Below are 14864 nucleotides of genomic sequence, written 5' to 3'. Positions count from 1 at the left end.
GGGTTATTTTTTATTCAGAAATCATATCCAAAGATTTATAATATTGATAATGAATGTTTTTATCTTTTTTAAACACTCTTATTTCTCTCGAATCTTTATCTTTACTTACGGAGTCTCCCACAAATGGAGTTTCTCTCACCCATCCTTCATAAAATGCTAAGTGGATAATGCTTCCATTAGAAAGATATAAATCATCAAAACCCCTGGAACCCGGCTTCTGCTTTGTGACAATCCCGATATATGTACTTTCATACTCCTTATTGAAACTATATTTTTGGAGAACCTTTAATCCAACATAACCTAAAATAATCAGTCCTATTACAATAAAAGTGCTCCAATAGTTTTTCTTTTTTTCCATGTTATTATTTTTTAGACTTAAGATAAATACACTTCTTCTTAACTAAATTAGTGATTATTTTAAATCATGCTTCTCTTTTTCTTTATGGAGAAAGACCTCATACATGTATTTCATTTACAATTCATTAAGACATTTTTATTATATTTACAAGAATGTACAATTTTAAACAATAACATTTAATACCAAATTATCATGAAAACAATGAAAAAACTTTTGAGAAAAGACTTATCTGAAATTTTAGGAAGTGGAAATGGAGGCTGCCATATGGGAGGCAACTCTTATAATTGTCAGGACGACTGCCAATGTGCCTGGGGGTATGCATGCGAAATGTATGAAGACGGAAATCCGGGACAATGCATCGCTGTAGGAGGCGGTGGAAATCCTGGCGGAGGTGGCGGTGGATGCAATCCTCCTTCTATTTGTGAAGAACAACCTTATTAGTAATAGAAAACCGGAAGCAGTGATGCTTCCGGTTTTTATTTTCATCCGAAAACAGATCCTTGTCAAAGCATCTTTGCCGTTCATCAAATAAAATTTCATTCCAGACTTTATCATTGTTCTTTTGCATCAGATTTTTAACAACAATTAAATTATGAAGCAGCAATTTTTCGCTCTGAGCGCATTGTTATTATGCATTTTTTGCAGTATAGAAACTAAAGCACAGCAGACTCCCGCTTTTCACATTGGGGTCAAGGGAGGGGCAAACTTTACAAAAACCTCAACGGAATCTTCACTGGAAGGAAAATATGGATTGGGTTATCAGGCAGGAGTAATGGCAAGAATGGATATCGGAAAACTGTATGTACAGGGAGAAGCCTTGTTCAACAAAAGGAGAACATCATTCGAGTCCCAAGACGGAAGCTCTTCAAAACTTTCATGGAACGCTATTGATATTCCTGTAGTGGCAGGATATAAACTGATTAAAACCGATGATTTTAATGTAAGGGTATTTGCCGGAGGTGTTTACAGCTATGCTTTCAACAATAATGCATCTGCTTCTCAGGCTCTTCAGGAGGGTTTTAAAAAGTTTGACAAATCCAATATTGGTGTTACGGGAGGAGTAGGATTAGATTATAAGAATTTCACGGTAGATCTGAGGTATGAGACCGGCCTTACAAGCATTAGTAAAGAATTTAAGTCCAAACCCCACAGTTTTTCCCTCGGAATAGGGTATTTCCTGTTCTAAAAAACTTAAATTATCTTTACCTGTTAGAAACTGTTTTCCCTGCAGTTTCTAATTTTTTTATCAACCTATTTCCTTTTCCATGACAAAATCTTTTGTTTTAAAAGAATACATATTTACTTTTATTTTCTGGCTTGTTCTCGCCATTGTATTATGGTGTAATTTCCAGACCACGACAGAAAAATATCTTGCAATGATTCAAGCTTTTATCATTGTAAGTTTCTCTTTTACATTCACTCATTTTTTAACCAATAAACTTCTTCCAAAAGCTTTACGGGAAAAAAAAATGAAACGGTTTCTACTGCAGGCAGTGATGGTTATTTTTATATTAAGTTTTATTTTCGCTGTTGTTTTCACTTATCTTGAGGTTGCTCCCAAAGAGCAGCTTCCAAAATATTTTTCAGGGCATCTTCCATTTTTGTGGAAGGGCTTTTATATGTCTTTGCCCGCCTCATTCCTGATCAACGGAGCAGCATGCGGAATCAAGTTTTATAAAGAGCACGGAAGAATAGAGCGTGATCATATTCTCCTTCAGCAGGCTCATCTCGAAAACCAGCTTAAGCTTTTGCAGGATCAGATCAATCCTCATGTGGTATTCAATATTCTGAACCATATTCATATTCTGATGAAAACGGATACACAGCTTGCAGATTTTCTACTGATGAAATTTTCGGATATTCTCCGGTATCAGCTGTATCACTGTAATCAGGCCATGGTTCCTTTGGATAAAGATGTCGAGTACCTTCAAAACCTTGTTGAGGTAGAGAAACTGAGGTGGGGAAATGAGCTGGACGTCAAAGCCAATTGGGAAATCGGCAATAGGAAAGCCTTTATTGCGCCATTGCTTCTCGTTCCTTTTATAGAAAATGCTTTTAAATATGTCTGCAGGCTGCCCGGTCATAAAGGATATATAAAAATCTCCTGTAAAGAGAAAGACAATAATCTCTATTTTTACGTTGAAAATTCCTATTCGGACAGGGCTACCTACAAAAAGAAAGACGGCACGGGTGGAATTGGTCTTCAAAATGTAAAAAAACGTTTAAAACTACAATATCCCGGTTCCCACGATCTGAAAATTGAAACGGATGATCATATCTTTAAAATAACTTTACGACTAACCCTATCTGACCATCATGAGCTCTAATATTCCTAAAATGAAATGCCTGATTATAGATGATGAACCTCTGGCAAGATTCCACCTTAAAGAACTGGCAGACCAGATTGACTTTTTATCCGTTGAAGGTACCTGCGCTACCGCTCTGGAAGCCGATACCAAAGTGAAGGAGAACGAAATTGATCTCCTCTTTTTGGATATCAATATGCCTTATCTTACAGGTCTGGAATTTTTGGAACAGCTTGAAAATCCTCCTTTGTGTATTCTTACCACAGCTTATTCCGAATATGCTTTGGAAGGATTCCGTCTACAGGTAGCCGATTATCTTCTAAAACCTATTGCTTTTAACCGTTTTTATCAGGCTGTAAATAAAGCGCAGCAGCAATTTATCATCAGCGAAAAACTCAAAAAAAATACTTCTCTGGATGATCCTTTTCTGTATGTGAGACAGTCTGATTCCTTTATCAAGGTTTCGTGGGTGGATATTCTCTATATTGAAAGTATGCAGAATTATACCAAGCTTCATTTTAAAGATAAATCGCTGATTATCCATCAGACGATGAAAGCTATTGAGGAATCACTTCCTTCGGATCATTTTTTCAGGATTCATAAATCGTACCTCATCAATATTACCCATATTGATATGATTTCGGGAGGACGTCTTTTTATTAATAAAATTGAACTTCCTATTTCCCGAACCCGAAAAGAAGAACTGCTTAATCAGGTGGTATATAAGAAATTAATAAGTAAATAACTGGAAGAAAGAAGCCTGTGGCTGGGAGTTATCAAACTCCCAGCCACAGGCATTTTTTATGGTAAATTCCAGCGTAATGATACGGCTGCGTAGAATGTGCTTGAAAATCTAGGATCTGCTATTTTCTTGTCTCTGAAAATACTTTTGATCTTTCGGTCGTTCTCACTGAAGCTTCTCAGTAAAGCAGTTCCTCCTGTGAGGCGTAAAGTAAGCCTGTCGTTAATTTTTAATTCCGGTCTGAGTCCCGCTGTAATCTGCTGATAACCCAGCAGCATAGATTTTCCGCCTACATTTCTCTCTACCGTCATACCATTGAGATCTACAACTGCTTTTAAAGCAAATTTGTCTGAAAACAGATATCCGGCTTCCATTCCTTGCGGGAAATTAATGCTGAATTTAATCTTTCCATTGGTTTTCCAGTCGAAATAAATCCAGGGTAAAATCATAGGAACTCCAAAAGCGGTAGTAAGCACCGGACCTCCCCCCAAAGAAAGATTAGGATTAAAATGCCTTATAAATAATAATCCTCCCTGCCCCAGTACATCATCAAAACTCACTTTTTCAAGGTCTGTATATACTCCCACGGATGCCGTCATCATCATACTCCATTTTTTACCCAAGGGCCTCATATGCTGTATTCCAACCTGAGCATTCAGCATCTGATCAGGAAACAACTGGGTTTCATAATTTCTGTGTGTCATCTTTGCATAAGATCCACTCAACAACATAGACCATGACCTTACTTTCCCATCGGTATCTTTTTTTACGGATAAGGGAATGCTGAGATTCAGATCGACTCTTTTAAAATCACTTTTGGAATTCGTCTTTGTACTGTCTTCAGGCCGGATGTAGTTGGATGCAGGAATATATTCGGTTTTAAGCTCTGCGGAGAGCCCGGACTGTGCATTCACACAGTATCCTAATGGCAATATACAGCATAAAGCTGTCGAAAGGGTTCTTTTCATATTTTAAATTTTATGCAAAGAGAACCCTTTGACTATTTTTTTCAAAAAATACTTGATTAAGTGCCCGGATTGTATGACAACAGGATCAAATATGAGGATTAGTTCCCCGGTTGAGCAACTATAGAAGGCATTACTTTTTGAGTTTTAAAAATTCGATATCCGAACCACACTGCGATCAATGCCATTGCAGAACGTGTTACCACCATCGGAATAATAGAATCTGCCTCCAAAAAGCCTATCAGTCCTGATATTAAAAAAGTCACCATCAGCTGCATAAAACCCAGCAATGCTGCTGCTGTTCCTCGCCCTTCTTTAAACGGAGATAAAGCGTGAGCAGATGTAATAGGAAACAAAATACCAATAGCAAGTAATGACAGATAAAGCATTGCAATTTCCAACGCTACAGAAAGATTTTCAGCCGCAATCAGTATATGAAGCGTACATACGACTAATAAAACGATTGTAGCAGCAAATAAAAGTGTTGAATTACTTATTCTTTTGATCAGTTTAGGCGTAATATAAGCTGCCGTTATCAAAGCCAGTGAGTTGAAAGCAAAAATAAAGCTAAATGTACTGCTCGAAAATCCATGGATCTCCATGAATAAAAATGGGGCATTGGAGATATAAATAATCAAGGAAGCAAATGCAATACTTCCAACCATCGTACTATTGATAAAATCTTTGTTGGAAATAATCATTTTCAGCTGATCTTTTAACCCCTTTTCATTCAGTATTTCATCATCAGAAAGATGGATTCTGGCATTGGTTTCCGGCACATATTTGTACACCATGAAAAATGTAATCAATCCCATGATACATAAAAAGGCAAAAGAACTGTTCCAGCCCCAGAATTTAAGAAATACACTTCCTAATAACGGAGCTACAATGGGAGCAATACCGCTGATCTGCGATTGCTGTGAAAAGATAGTGACTGCTTTATGCTTATCATAGAGATCAATAATAATCGCCCTTCCGATAACAATTCCGGCGCTTCCCCCAAAAGCCTGTAGAAAACGCATGGCCCATAATACGTAAATATCTGAGGTAAAGTATATAGCTGTTGTTCCTATTATAAAAAGCAAAAGTCCGCAGTACAACATGGGTTTTCTTCCTTTTTTATCAGATAAAGGCCCCCACAGCAGCTGTCCGAAAGCAAACCCCGCAAAGAACACAGAAATGGATACCTGAATATGCCCGATATCGGTATTAAAAATCTTTGCCATACTTGGGAAAGCGGGAAGATAAAGGTCTATACTTAACGATTCCAACGTGTTGAGTAGTGCGAGAATAAACACTACAATATTCAAATTCTTCTTCATAAATAACAATAAGCCTTCGCAGGCGTTTTTTTCAGCTGCAAAATTGCTGTAAAAAGTATCGTTTTTCAATAAAAGAACTGAAGGAAGGATAGCACAAACTGAGGATTTATATACAACAACATATAAAAAACATTAATTTAAGCTTTCCATTATAGTAAATATTGAAGATTACTTTTTTTCATTATTCTTAAAATAGTCAGGATTTTGACCCGTATGTTTCTTGAAAAATCTTGAAAAATATGAAGTATCGTTAAAGCCAAGTTTAAAAGCAATTTCCTTCACGGTGAGCGCTCCAAAGCTAAGTTCTCTTTTGGCTTCCAGAATAAGGCGCTGGGAAATCATTTTTTTTACAGTTGTTCCTCTCAAAAGACGCACAATATCATTAAGATGATGGCTGCTTATCTTTAACTGGCCAGCATAGAAATTGGTTTCTTTATGTACAATATAATGTCTCTCAATAAGCCCTATCAATTCCTGAACACGTTGACGGTCATTCAATAAAGGTCCATGAGGAATAATTTGTTCTCCGATGATGATACAAAATGCTTTCAGATAAGCCTTTAAGAGTTCCGTTCTTGATGTTGTTTTATATTCCTGCTCCATTAATGATATAATTGTACTGCAGGTATTTTCATTTTGAGGATTTAAAAAAAAGGGAAGTTCTCCTCCCGTAAGTACAGATTCTATATTACAGGCATCGCTGAAAATTTCCCGGCTTATTGCCATGGCATATCCTTCCTCTCCTTCTAATTTCATATTGAATGCCTGCCCCGGAGCAATGATGCAGATTTGATTGTTCTCAAGTTTGTAGCTTTCAAAATCCAACTCTAAACGGCTGTTTTCATACACCTTTCTAAACCAGATAATCTCAAAAAAATTATGCCTGTGAACATCATGAAAGTTTTCAGGACCTGCCGCACTTAGCGTACTCATTTGAAATTTTTCAGAAGTCAGATGGTGAACCGGGATTTCTTTTTCTGGTGTAATCATCACTCTAATATAAAGTAATTAACTATAAACAAAAACCACAGCAAAAAAAGTGCTGTGGTTCTCTTACAATATTTAAAATTAAATATAATTTTTCGGTTTTATTGGTTTAAAAAAGCATCCCATCCCTGCGCAGTAAGTGCTACCAGCTGATTAGATCCTCTTGCTACCATAAAGTTTCCTTCCTCTTTTTCTACTGCATGTCCTATAATCGTAAAATCCGGATGATTTTTAATTTTATCAAAATCATTTGCTGAAATGGTGAACAAAAGCTCATAATCTTCCCCACCACTTAGAGCCGTCATTACCGGATTCAAATTCATTTCATCTGCCGTAGAGATCGTAAGATTATCCAATGGAACTTTCTCTTCATACAATCTGAATCCTACATTTGACTGATCTGAAAGGTGAAGGATTTCGGAAGCCAGACCGTCTGAAATATCAATCATAGAAGTTGGTTTGATATCCAATTCTTCTAAAATCTTTTTAACGTCTGTTCTTGCTTCAGGTTTCAGCTGTCTTTCCAAGATATAGTCGTAACCTTCCATTTCAGGCTGCATATTCGGATCAGCAAGAAAAACAGCATGTTCTCTTTCAAGAATCTGTAATCCCATGTATGCTCCACCCAAATCTCCTGTTACCACAAGAAGATCATTTGGTTTTGCTCCGCTTCTTTTTACGATGTTTTCTTCATTTTCAATTCCTACAGCTGTAATGCTCATTACCAGCCCGGAATTGGAACTTGTCGTATCTCCTCCAACCAAATCGACTTTGTATCTTCCACAAGCCGCCTGAATTCCGGAATAGATTTCTTCTAAAGCTTCCACCGGAAAACGATTGGACACCGCAAGAGAAACCAAAATCTGTGTAGGCGTTGCATTCATTGCAGCAATATCGCTTAGATTTACCACCACAGCTTTATAACCTAAATGTTTTAATGGAACATAGCCCAGATTAAAGTGTACTCCTTCCGCCAGCACATCTGTTGTAAGAACTACTTTTTTGTTATCAGGATTAATAACTGCCGCATCATCTCCTACTCCAAGCTCCGAAGATTCATTGGATAGAGGAAAATGCTCTGTCAAATGTTTAATAAGACCGAATTCTCCTAATTTCGAAATGGGCGTCAGCTCCTGTGATTTATCTTCAAACATAAATTTCTGTTTATAAGTGATCTTTGAGAAATGATAATTGATACATCATGAATACAGATTTTCATCGTATATCATTGATCAATCATCATTCATCATTTATATATTAATCTCTGCCGGATCAATATTGTGTGGGTGGAAAGGGAATTTTTTAAAGTCTTCTCTCGATAACACCACCGTTTCCGGGCTCTTATACTTGTTCATTGCTTCCACTACATCATCTGGTGGAGTGGTCATTTTTCTAAGCATCATATCAATCCATACTCCTGTAGCTTCTGCAGTAGCACAGTGCATGCCGTCCGGAGTATAAAACTTGTGTACAAAACGGTAGATGGAAGAATCTTCTGCACATCCGTCTATTTCTACACTTACAATGACGATCTGATCTGCATAAATTTCTTTGAAGAAAGAATATCTTTCGTGCAGGATCACAGGGCCTATTCCCCATCTGCTCAGCTGGGTAACTCCCATTTTTTCTTTAGTCATGAAAGCCATTCTGGCTTGTGCACAATATTGTACATATGATGAATTGGCTAAGTGCTTGTTGGCATCAAGATCGCTCCATCGCACTTCAAATTTATGGTAGAAAATCATTTTGAAAATCGTTTTTGAATATTATAAAATAATAATCTTCAAAAATACTCAAATAAGATGGTTTATAAAAATTGTACTTTTGAAAAAATAATCTTCCGCATAGGATTACATATACATGAAACAGATCATTATTATCGGAGGCGGTGCTGCAGGCTTTTTCTGTGCATCTAATCTTGACGAAAAAAAATATACAATTACGATTTTAGAACAGAACTCGGATGTTCTTCAGAAAGTTAAGATTTCTGGTGGTGGGCGCTGCAATGTAACGCATGCATGCTTTGATCCAAGAGAGCTTGTTCAGTTTTATCCTCGTGGAAACAAAGAACTGCTAAGTGTTTTCAGCAAATTTCAGCCTGGTGACACGATGGAATGGTTTGATCAGCGTAACGTTCCGTTAAAAATTGAAAATGACAACAGAACTTTCCCTGAAAGTAATTCTTCTCAAACGATCATCAATACCTTTCTGAATGAAACTCAAAAGAAAAATGTAACGGTACAAACAAAATGTACAGTAAAAGAGATTGAAAAACAGGACGGAAAATATATCGTAAGAACCAATTCCGGAGATTTTGAGGCAGATTATATCGTATACACTACCGGAAGTTCTCCAAAATCGCTGAAAATCATTGAAAATCTCGGACATAAAATTGTAGATCTTGTCCCTTCTCTTTTCACATTCAATATTAAAGATGAATTGCTGAAAGATCTTCCTGGAACAAGTTTTGAAAATGCCGGGATTTCAATTCCAAAGTTGAAAACTGAAGAAAGCGGACCTTTGTTGATTACGCATTGGGGACTTTCTGGCCCGGCTGTTCTGAAAATTTCTGCATGGGAAGCAATAAGCCTCGCAAAGGTTAAATATAACTTTGAAATTGAAGTTAATTTTGTTTCCATAGAAATGGATGAAGCAGAAGGAATTTTTAATAATTTCAAACAAAGCAATCCTAAAAAGACCATCGGCCAGTCAAAGATCTTCGATATTACCAACAGATTCTGGCAGAAAATTTTAGAGATTTCAAAGGTTGATCTTAATAAACAGGTTGCGAATATTTCCGGAAAAGAAATGCAAAAAGTTCTGGAAAATCTTTGTCAAAAAAAGTTTCAGGTGACTGGAAAATCAACTTTTAAAGATGAGTTTGTAACAGCCGGAGGCATTGATTTAAAGGAAATTAACTTCAAAAACATGTCTTCAAAATTACTTCCTAATTTCTATATTGCCGGAGAAGTTCTGAATATAGATGCCGTGACAGGAGGCTTCAATTTCCAGGCATGCTGGAGTGAAGGATGGCTGATTGCACAGGATCTTAATAATTTATAAAAAAAGCATTATTATTTACTATAAACTAAGCACATGAAAAAGATATCAATACTCATTCTACTATTAGGGGTTCAATTTGCATTTTCTCAAACAACACAAAAAGAAGAGCAACAAACGTCAGATATAAATAAAGATGAATTTAAAGTAAAGGATAGCACATTTACTGCCCCAGAATTTCCAGGTGGAGTAATAGCTCTAAGAAAGCATATAGGTAGTGAAATGAATATTTCTAAATTTTCGGATTCTCCCGGAACATTTAAATCTGTAACAACTTTTGACGTTAATCCTGATGGAAGTATTAGCTCAATTTCTACAACAGGAAATAATCCTATATTGAATAAAGAAATGGATCGTATCATGAAAAAATTAAAGAAAAAGTGGAAACCTGCTACCCGAAACGGACAACCGGTTAAAACTAAATTTACCATGCCTATGGGGTTAAGTATTTAAAAAACTAATCCTAACCTTAATAAACTAAACACATGAAAAAAATAGTAGCATTCATTTTATTTCTGGGATTTGGGCTTGTTTTTGCTCAGGCACAGGAAACTCAGCCCAAGCCAACGGAAGATCATTCCAGAGATAAGTTTATTCCTGAACAAAGTAAGCAGGCGGAATATCCCGGCGGGCTTTCAGCATTTATGCGGGAGGTTTCTCAAAAAATAAATACGAACAGAATAAAAGGAGCTAAAGGAAGAACACGTTCGAATGCCAAGTTCTCTGTGAGTGCTAAAGGTTATATAGAAACTATTATTGTAACAGGAGAAAACGAATCTCTTAATCAGGAAGTGGAAAAAGCGATGAAATCTATGAAAAAACAATGGACTCCCGGAGAATATAAAGGGAACCCTGTACTGATCTGGTTTACTCTTCCTTTCACTATTAATTTTGAATAGTTAAAATGCTATCTGCCAAAAGAAATACTGCAATTTTCTTTAAAATCCTTCTCATTATAGGATTTGGGTATTTCTTTTGGCTGATGTTGAAAATTACATTAGAATATATTCCTTTTAATCCTGAAGTCAGTTTTCTAATGATCAAACAGACGGAAGTGGTAGAAAGGCCGGAATATCTTGCGTTTTTCTACACTCATGTTTATACGAATATCTTTGTGCTTCTTTCGGGTTTTCTTGCTCTGCTTAGAAAGAATTTTGGACTCAAAAATTTCCACCGGAATATGGGAAAAGTGTATATTTTTCTCATCCTGATCTGTGCTGCTCCCTCAGGAATTTATATGGGAATATTTGCCAACGGAGGAATTTTATCGAAGATATCTTTCGTTATTTTAGGCTTTTTATGGTGGTTTTCAACGTTTAAAGCGTATCAGCTGGCAAGACAGAAAAGGTTTAAAGAACACAAGCGGTGGATGTGGCGAAGTTTCGCTTTTACTTTATCTGCTATTACCCTGAGAATGTGGAAAGTAATTATTGTATATTTATTTCATCCCAATCCCATGGATGTCTATCAGATTATTGCATGGCTGGGTTGGATTCCCAACATCCTTATTATTGAATATTTAATCACAAAAAAACATATATGAAAATTGTAAATTACACCTTGATTTCTTTACTGACAGTTTCTCTGATAAGCTGTAAAAAAGACGGAAAGACCAATGAATCGGGGAAAGATTCTCTGACTGCAAAAAAGGACTCTGTTGTAGTTCCTGAAGTTCATAAAGAATATTACGGAATTTATACCGGTGAATTTGCCGGAATGGAAAAGGTAGTTGATCAGATGGACGGCTCAGAATATGACGTGAACAACTATAAAAGAATTTCTTTAAAGATCAACAGAATCACTAAAGACAGTGTTTACGGACAAAGTATCGTGAATGGCAATCAACGTCCGTTCAGAGGAGTTTTCAATGAAGCCACAACTTCTTTTGTACTGGATGAGCCCGGCAACGACAAAACAGATGGAAGATTTGAAGTAAAACTAAAAGGTGACAGCTTAACCGGAAAGTGGAATGCTTTTGATAAAGCAACCGTTAAAGCTCCTTCAAAGTCCCTTAAACTGACTAAAAAAGAGTTTGTTTACAACCCGAATTTCATGCTGGATAAGGATTCTGATCTGGTAGACTGGTCAAACCCTAAAGAGTTTACAGAAAAATACAAAGATGAAGAAACCGGAAAAACAGAAAGCTATAAAACCTCTAAAAACCGTATTGCTTCTGAAGCCATCTTCAAACTGAATGCTTCCAAACAAAAACTGACAGAAAAAGATCTTAAAAACTTAAGAAAGCTGGATCTTGAGATCATCAAAAACTCTGTATTTGCAAGACATGGCTATTCTTTCAAAAAAGAAACATACAGAAATTTCTTTGAGCAAACAGACTGGTATATTCCGGTTTCAAACAATGTAGACAATGATCTTTCACCTATGGAAAAGGAAAATGTGGCTTTACTGAATCGCTTTACCAAATATGCAGAGGATAAGTATGATAGTTTTGGGAGATAGTCAGGTTGCAGGAATTAGGGATTAGGGGTTGAGGTTAAGCCATCATTGTTTGTCGTCTTTACAAAAAGATAGAGAATCAGGCAGCCTACAGCGTAACACAGATTATCAATCCAGGAGAAAGAATTTCCGATAACAATATACATCAGGCTTCCAGGACGGAAGCCTAGTTTTTCTGCAATATTGAAATACTGTGCAAATTCTATCAGAAATGAAAAAATCAGAATTCCAAGAATGAGTTTCCGATCATTTACTTTTACAAAACTTTTCACAAAGGTATAAAGAAGCATCACCACAATAACATCTCCGAGATACGCTCTTACGAAGAAAATACCACTTAATTTGGTGGCAATCAATACTTCTACCAGAAAAATAAATACGGTCAAAAGAAGATACTTCAGGCTGAATTGGAATTTCATTTCAAATTGGAATTAAGGCATAAAAAATCGGCGCTATAAGAACACCGATCTTATTTTATTAAAAGCAAATATATTATTTCTTTACTTTGATTGTACATCCGATGGCTACCGTTTTCGTCATTTTTACCGGTTCTCCTTTTATCAGAGCATCCACGGCATCCTGAGCATAATATTCTGATACATCATTTGGATTATCATAATTATTGTCGATGGCACCAATGTATTTTACGATATTCTTTCCATTTTCTTTTTTCAATACAAAAACATGTGGCGTTTTTGTTGCTCCATACTGAGGGTAAATTCTCTGCCTTTCATCTACCAGATATGGAAAAGTAAAGCCTTTCTGCTTCGCTCTTTCGATCATTTGCTGATACCCGTCTTCCGGCTGCACATTAGGATCATTCGGATTGATGGCAATTACAGGATAACCTTGTGCTTTGTACTTTTTATCAAGCTCAATAACCCTGTCTTCGTATTTCTTGGCGTAAGGACAGTGGTTGCAGGTAAATACTACAATGAACCCTTTTGCACTTTTAAAATCACTCAGGGAAACCATTTTGCCGTCAATATTTTTAAGCTTAAAATCAGCAGCTTCATCTCCTACTTCATAGCCTTTTACAGTAATATTTTCTTTTCGGTTTTTGTTTTTATCGTGATCTATTGTTGTAAAGCTGAGTAATCCCAGTCCAACGATAAATGCGGTCATTAAAATTTTCAGATTTTTCATAATAGATTATTTATTGTAGATTTTCTTTAATTGTTTTTTCCAGCTCTTCTTTGCTCATTTCACCATCATTAAAATGGAGTTTCGTTCCATTTTTATAAAACAGCGTTACCGGAATATTCCCATCCCAGTCTTTGTCAAACCTTAGAATCCAGGTATTCATTCTTTTGATATCATCCAGCAGAAGTACCTCAGCCGTAAGATTTTTATTTTTAATAAATTTCAAAACTCTTTCTTTGTCAGCCAATCTGTCCAGTGAAACTAAAATCATTTTAAACTCCTGATTATCTGAATACTTAGAATTCTCTTCCATAAAGTATGGAAGTTCTTTTACACAAGGTCCACAGGTTGTAGACCAAAAGTTGACAACGAGCAATTTATCTTTTTCCTGCTGAATTCGTTTCTCCAGATCTTCATATTTTATTACAGAAACATCGGTCTGCTGGGCTTTAAAAACAGAACAAAACAGGAATATAAATAATATCTTTATTAAATTCTTCATATTAAAAATTTATAATCAACTACAATTCAACAATATACAAAAATAAAATTTACATATTGTATAAATTATTTACAAATGAACAATTTATTTTATCACCAATTCATTTTTTTGATATTTTTACTGGCTTAAATTAAAACCATGAAAAAAGCTTATTTACTTTTGCCAATTTTCTTTTTGGCAGCCTGCTCCAGCAGTAATGATGATACAGAGTCATCTAACAATAATGGGAATAACAATTCCAGCGGCCCGGTTTTGGTAACGAAAATGGTTGCTGACGGAGACACTTCAACATTTACTTACAGTGGATCAAAAATCTCTCAGATCAAAAACATCAGCACTGGGGAAGTTACTCTCTTCGGATATTCAGGAGATCTGATCACCCAACAGGTAACAACCGGCTCAAACATCAGTTATAAAACCACATATTCCTATGACGGAAATGGCAGATTGAGCAAAAAAATATACATGGAGACTCATCTTACATCCGGAGGGACATCTACAGTAGAAACCAATTATTCTTATCTTTCCAGCAATAGTGTAAAAATTACCTATACTGCAAACTTCACGGGAACTTCTGCTACAAGAACCGGTACTAAAACGGCAACATTAAACGCAGACGGCTCTTTGAGCAGCTGGACAGAAACAGCATCAGTACCTAATAACACCGGAGGATTTCATAGTGCAACCGGATCTCTGCAGCCTATTGAATATGATACGAAGAATACTCCTTTTAAAAATATTACCGGATTTTTAAAAATTGTTGATACAGAAGATGAAAATGGTTCCTCACACAATATCCTAAGCTATAATAATCTCCTTAATTATAACAATGGAACAGGAGGAGCAGAATGGGGAATATTTAAGTCCGTTTACGAATATAATACCAGTGGTTACCCAACGAAAAATGTCAGAACCTATTATAATAAAACGGGAACTGGTGTTACAAATAGTGAACTTAATACCTACGAATACAATCATTTATAATACAAGAGAGCCAGTAAGGCTCTTTTTTTTTGCAGATA

General features: G+C 36.1%; 19 protein-coding genes. 10 read left to right on the top strand and 9 right to left on the bottom strand.

The genetic code is table 11. The annotated features are described in order from the left end of the window. Positions 1–10: 10 nt before the first annotated feature. On the bottom strand, positions 11–358 hold the full coding sequence (locus tag LKL37_RS15425) for a hypothetical protein (RefSeq protein WP_431611401.1): 348 nt from the start codon (positions 356–358) through the stop codon (positions 11–13). Between the two features lie 201 nt (positions 359–559). On the opposite strand from LKL37_RS15425, the gene LKL37_RS15420 reads away from it, so the two are divergent. The 4 genes from LKL37_RS15420 to LKL37_RS15405 all read left to right on the top strand — a co-directional run bounded on the left by LKL37_RS15420 (position 560) and on the right by LKL37_RS15405 (position 3409). After that, a complete protein-coding gene (locus tag LKL37_RS15420) occupies positions 560–799 on the top strand; it encodes a hypothetical protein (protein ID WP_123906546.1) in 240 nt (79 codons plus the stop codon). 151 nt (positions 800–950) lie between these two features. Further along, the gene (locus LKL37_RS15415; RefSeq protein WP_431611400.1) at positions 951–1544 is read left to right on the top strand and encodes a porin family protein; all 594 of its coding nucleotides are present in this window, start codon (positions 951–953) and stop codon (positions 1542–1544) included. Between the two features lie 79 nt (positions 1545–1623). Continuing rightward, a complete protein-coding gene (locus LKL37_RS15410; protein ID WP_431611399.1) occupies positions 1624–2685 on the top strand; it encodes a sensor histidine kinase in 1062 nt (353 codons plus the stop codon). Next, a complete protein-coding gene (locus LKL37_RS15405) occupies positions 2675–3409 on the top strand; it encodes a LytR/AlgR family response regulator transcription factor (RefSeq protein ID WP_431611398.1) in 735 nt (244 codons plus the stop codon). Before LKL37_RS15410 ends, LKL37_RS15405 begins: the two co-directional genes overlap by 11 nt. A gap of 56 nt (positions 3410–3465) precedes the next feature. Here the strand turns inward: LKL37_RS15405 and LKL37_RS15400 are convergent, their stop codons facing one another. From LKL37_RS15400 to LKL37_RS15380, 5 genes are all read right to left on the bottom strand, one after another. Beyond that, positions 3466–4374 (bottom strand): DUF6268 family outer membrane beta-barrel protein, encoded by a 909-nt coding sequence (locus LKL37_RS15400; protein ID WP_431611397.1) that lies wholly within the window; start codon positions 4372–4374, stop codon positions 3466–3468. Positions 4375–4472: 98 nt separating this feature from the next. After that, on the bottom strand, positions 4473–5693 hold the full coding sequence (locus tag LKL37_RS15395; protein ID WP_431611396.1) for a multidrug effflux MFS transporter: 1221 nt from the start codon (positions 5691–5693) through the stop codon (positions 4473–4475). Between the two features lie 168 nt (positions 5694–5861). Beyond that, positions 5862–6683, bottom strand: a complete 822-nt coding sequence (locus LKL37_RS15390; protein WP_431611395.1) for a helix-turn-helix domain-containing protein — start codon at positions 6681–6683, stop codon at positions 5862–5864. 98 nt (positions 6684–6781) lie between these two features. Further along, the gene (gene thiL / locus LKL37_RS15385) at positions 6782–7834 is read right to left on the bottom strand and encodes a thiamine-phosphate kinase (protein ID WP_431611394.1); all 1053 of its coding nucleotides are present in this window, start codon (positions 7832–7834) and stop codon (positions 6782–6784) included. 96 nt (positions 7835–7930) lie between these two features. Next, positions 7931–8425, bottom strand: a complete 495-nt coding sequence (locus LKL37_RS15380; protein WP_105700358.1) for an acyl-CoA thioesterase — start codon at positions 8423–8425, stop codon at positions 7931–7933. Between the two features lie 115 nt (positions 8426–8540). Between LKL37_RS15380 and LKL37_RS15375 the strand changes: the two genes are divergently transcribed. From LKL37_RS15375 to LKL37_RS15355, 5 genes are read left to right on the top strand one after another with little or no spacing between them, the layout of a single operon-like run. Further along, the gene (locus LKL37_RS15375) at positions 8541–9743 is read left to right on the top strand and encodes an NAD(P)/FAD-dependent oxidoreductase (RefSeq protein WP_431611393.1); all 1203 of its coding nucleotides are present in this window, start codon (positions 8541–8543) and stop codon (positions 9741–9743) included. A gap of 33 nt (positions 9744–9776) precedes the next feature. Beyond that, a complete protein-coding gene (locus tag LKL37_RS15370; protein ID WP_431611392.1) occupies positions 9777–10193 on the top strand; it encodes an energy transducer TonB in 417 nt (138 codons plus the stop codon). A 32-nt stretch (positions 10194–10225) separates the two neighbouring features. After that, positions 10226–10639, top strand: coding sequence for a hypothetical protein (locus LKL37_RS15365; protein WP_431611391.1), 414 nt, complete (start codon positions 10226–10228; stop codon positions 10637–10639). 5 nt (positions 10640–10644) lie between these two features. Beyond that, the gene (locus LKL37_RS15360) at positions 10645–11283 is read left to right on the top strand and encodes a DUF2306 domain-containing protein (protein ID WP_431611390.1); all 639 of its coding nucleotides are present in this window, start codon (positions 10645–10647) and stop codon (positions 11281–11283) included. Next, positions 11280–12200, top strand: a complete 921-nt coding sequence (locus LKL37_RS15355) for a YARHG domain-containing protein (protein WP_431611389.1) — start codon at positions 11280–11282, stop codon at positions 12198–12200. Before LKL37_RS15360 ends, LKL37_RS15355 begins: the two co-directional genes overlap by 4 nt. A 14-nt stretch (positions 12201–12214) precedes the next feature. On the opposite strand, the gene LKL37_RS15350 is transcribed toward LKL37_RS15355, so the two are convergent. The 3 genes from LKL37_RS15350 to LKL37_RS15340 form a co-directional block, all read right to left on the bottom strand. Further along, positions 12215–12616 (bottom strand): DUF2809 domain-containing protein, encoded by a 402-nt coding sequence (locus LKL37_RS15350; protein WP_431611388.1) that lies wholly within the window; start codon positions 12614–12616, stop codon positions 12215–12217. Between the two features lie 73 nt (positions 12617–12689). Continuing rightward, a complete protein-coding gene (locus LKL37_RS15345; protein ID WP_431611387.1) occupies positions 12690–13343 on the bottom strand; it encodes a thioredoxin family protein in 654 nt (217 codons plus the stop codon). Positions 13344–13353: 10 nt separating this feature from the next. After that, positions 13354–13842, bottom strand: a complete 489-nt coding sequence (locus LKL37_RS15340) for a TlpA family protein disulfide reductase (protein ID WP_431611386.1) — start codon at positions 13840–13842, stop codon at positions 13354–13356. 138 nt (positions 13843–13980) lie between these two features. Between LKL37_RS15340 and LKL37_RS15335 the strand changes: the two genes are divergently transcribed. Further along, entirely contained in the window at positions 13981–14826 is an 846-nt protein-coding gene (locus LKL37_RS15335; RefSeq protein WP_431611385.1) for a hypothetical protein, read from the top strand. Positions 14827–14864 lie beyond the last annotated feature (38 nt).

Origin of the sequence: Chryseobacterium sp. 'Rf worker isolate 10', from assembly GCF_050753305.1 — a bacterium.
In the GTDB taxonomy this organism is placed as follows: domain Bacteria; phylum Bacteroidota; class Bacteroidia; order Flavobacteriales; family Weeksellaceae; genus Chryseobacterium.
The sequence above is the reverse complement of the archived record's forward strand: the minus strand, read 5'-3'. Positions and strand labels throughout refer to the sequence as shown.